General features: G+C 45.2%; 3 protein-coding genes. 1 reads left to right on the top strand and 2 read right to left on the bottom strand.

Features of this window, described 5'->3' with window-relative positions:
• Window positions 1–183, bottom strand: a 183-nt coding sequence (locus BLP80_RS14660; protein WP_143002329.1) for a transposase, incomplete at its 3' end; no start/stop codon positions are given.
• 1,012 nt (window positions 184–1,195) lie between these two features.
• On the opposite strand from BLP80_RS14660, the gene BLP80_RS14655 reads away from it, so the two are divergent.
• Complete coding sequence (locus BLP80_RS14655; protein ID WP_218120472.1) at window positions 1,196–2,383, top strand: integrase catalytic domain-containing protein; 1,188 nt, start codon at window positions 1,196–1,198, stop codon at window positions 2,381–2,383.
• A 119-nt stretch (window positions 2,384–2,502) separates the two neighbouring features.
• On the opposite strand, the gene BLP80_RS16455 is transcribed toward BLP80_RS14655, so the two are convergent.
• Window positions 2,503–3,100, bottom strand: a 598-nt coding sequence (locus BLP80_RS16455) for a transposase (RefSeq protein WP_256325129.1), incomplete at its 5' end; no start/stop codon positions are given.

Genomic DNA, 3,100 nt, shown 5'->3' with positions numbered 1-3,100 from the left:
CTTATAGATGGAATTCCAGCATCCAAAAACCTCGGGTAAGTCCCGCCACGGACAACCAACCCGCATTCGGTATAGCACACCCTCCACCGTCATGCGCAGATTGCGCTTGTTATAAATCGCTTCTTGAAGCAGAATCTTCTCCAGCTTCAGCCAGAACTCATCAGTGAGCATCAGTCGGGGCATCGTAAACTCGTTTTGTGGGGGGGTGTAAAAATCTCTCAATATTACGAGTTTACTTCGATTTATGAAATACTTACCTCAAAACGTCGACAGACCCTAGCTTTTTCAATGCATTATGGGGCCAAACAACTAAAGCCATTGAGACCTAAAATTAGCATCTTGTTGACCTAGATCAATGAAGTTAGCCCTGATTCGGTTCATGATCTTTACTGTTACACACAATATAGGAGTAACAGCGATATGAGTTCATTAGAAGAGACAAAAGATTCTGAAACACTTAGAAATTTTAGTATCAATATCGCATTCATATTCGGCGTATTGGCGGCTTTGATTATTGTATCAGTGTACTTTGCTGGCACTTCGAGCTGATTGCGATAGCCCCCGCCGGATCATGCGATTCGGGCGGGGAAAGACTTCTTGGAGTAATCACGATAAAATTTCGTGAAATACTGTAATCGGTAGACAAGCCAATTCCTTTAATTCCATTTTTAAATCTAAAGTGTATTTATTTAATTTTTTATCGATGTAATTTCAATTACTTGGCATAATTAATAATTAACTTTTGATTTAGAAATAGAATAAGACCTTTTTGATCTGGTCACTTCACCAACGCACCAACCGTTGCCAGGTATGATTCGCGCGTGCGCAACGCAAAATCACGTAATATCATGGCACCGTCTATCTGTTCGCATAATGCTTTCATCTTCGTCTCCTTAATGGAGCCGAAGATATCCCCCGAGATTAAGGATTGGGGATTTCTATGTTAATTGCAGCAAGTAAAGTGGATCGGTGGAACGTATGAAGACAATGATGTTGGATGGCCACCGCGATAGCGGCTTAGCCCCAATATTGCACGAAGGGAAGTGGCAATTCCGTAATAATTCTTTATAATTCAGTCATCTACGCTGAATAAAGAAAAGGAATTGCCAGTGACGAAGTGTACCCAAGATTCGTTTAATTTTCCAGATGTAGTCTCTTCCAATACAGAAATGAGTCTGAGCAATTAGATTCTGAATTGGTCATTATGCGAGGCATGGTGATCGACATGGATGCAGCAAAGTTACAAACGGTGGCACAAGTTAAGGGGTTTCTGGAAGGGACACATGATATCGCGCTCAAGATTCCCAAGGCGGAACAGTATGGGTTTATCGAGGGGGTATTGAAGCGATTTGGCTATTCCAGACTGTCTCGGTGCGACAAGGGCGTGGTGTTACGCTATCTCAAACGTATGACAGGCCTGTCACGGCAACAGGTAACGCGATTAGTTGAACGGTACGGTAAATCAGGTAGAGTAAGCAAAAAGTACAGTACCCCCAAGAATGGATACTGCCGCCGCTTTAATCTAACTGACATGATTCTTCTAGCTGAGATGGATACGCTGCATGGCACTTTATCAGGCCCGGCCACCAAGAAGCTGATGGAACGAGCTTTCCTCATTCTCAATGACACGCGTTTCGAACGGCTGGCGAGTATCTCGGTTTCCCATCTTTACAATTTACGTGCTGACCGAGCGTATCAGGATGAACGGCGGCATTGGACAAAGACCCATCCAACTCGTGTACCCATTGGGCAACGTCGCACTCCCCAACCTGATGGCGTGCCTGGCTACATTCGTATAGACAGCGTCCATCAAGGGGATCAGGATGGCATGAAAGGGGTCTATCATATCAACGCAGTCGACTGCGTGACTCAATTTCAACTCGTCGCCACTTGCGAGAGGATTAGTGAAGCGTATCTGCTGCCAGTTATCCAGCAGCTACTTGATCAGTTCCCATTCATCATTCTGGGTTTTCACGCTGATAATGGCTCGGAATACATCAACTACAAAGTGGCCAGATTACTGGAAAAGCTGCGTATCGAATTCACCAAGTCACGACCACGACATTCCAACGATAATGCTTTGGTTGAATTCAAAAACGGTGCCGTTGTGCGTAAGTATCTGGGTTATACCCATATCCCACAACGGTTTGCTAGAAAAGTTAATGCGTTCTGTACTGATTTCCTTAATCCCTATGTCAACTTCCATCGCTCCTGCTTTTTTCCTGAAACCATCACCGATACAAAGGGTAAAGAGCGGAAAAAGGATCGTTATGAACACATGATGACACCTTTCGAAAAGCTGAAATCATTACCAGATGCAACCCTCTATCTCAAACCGGGAATAACCTTTGAACAACTGGATGCAGAGTCGCATCAGGGATGAGCGATAATGAGGCTGCCGCAGCACTCAATAAGGCGCGACAGGCATTATTCCAATCCATTGCCGATGCTCTCAAGCAATCTGCTTAGTGATGCAATGGTAGAATACAAATGAAATATTTTTTAACCAGACCAAAACAAAATCAAGTTCGAATACTCAAATTTACCAATCTCTTTCAGATTCATTTCTGTATTGGAAAATACTGTAGGCCAACGCTCTATTTTTGGCAACTGAGGCGCATTTGCTAGAATTGAGTCAAGACCCTTACGGACATTGGCGATCATTGCTTTGATCTGATCTCCGGCCTCATGAGCCAACGTAAGCAATAGTCGAGATTGACCTGCATGCCGAGCCAAGCGAACATACCAACTCCACCAATTGTAGATCAGTGCGACCGCCCGCGCCGAGAGATTGCAGCGTTCCAGGTCATGAGTGGTATACCCACCCCAGCCCCATTGATTCTTTAACTCATCGAAGCCATTCTCGCAATCTGCCCGATCCCGGTACAATTGACCCAGGGCTTCCAGTGAATAATCAGCATTGGTCACCAGAACCACATGTTCCCACACTTTGATCTTGTCTGAATGGTCAACAAAGTGCAGCGTTCCCTGTTGAGCATCGGAGCTCACCTTGGTTGCCAGATTGTCTTTGACCTGACGTCGCAGCACCCCTATCCGCCGCGCGCGGCTCCAGCCTGCCAGCCGGATTTGATCTTCTACT

Source organism: Nitrosomonas sp. Nm132, assembly GCF_900100485.1.
Classification (GTDB): Bacteria; Pseudomonadota; Gammaproteobacteria; order Burkholderiales; family Nitrosomonadaceae; genus Nitrosomonas.
Note: the sequence above shows the minus strand (reverse complement) of the source record. Positions and strands in the feature narration are given on the sequence as shown.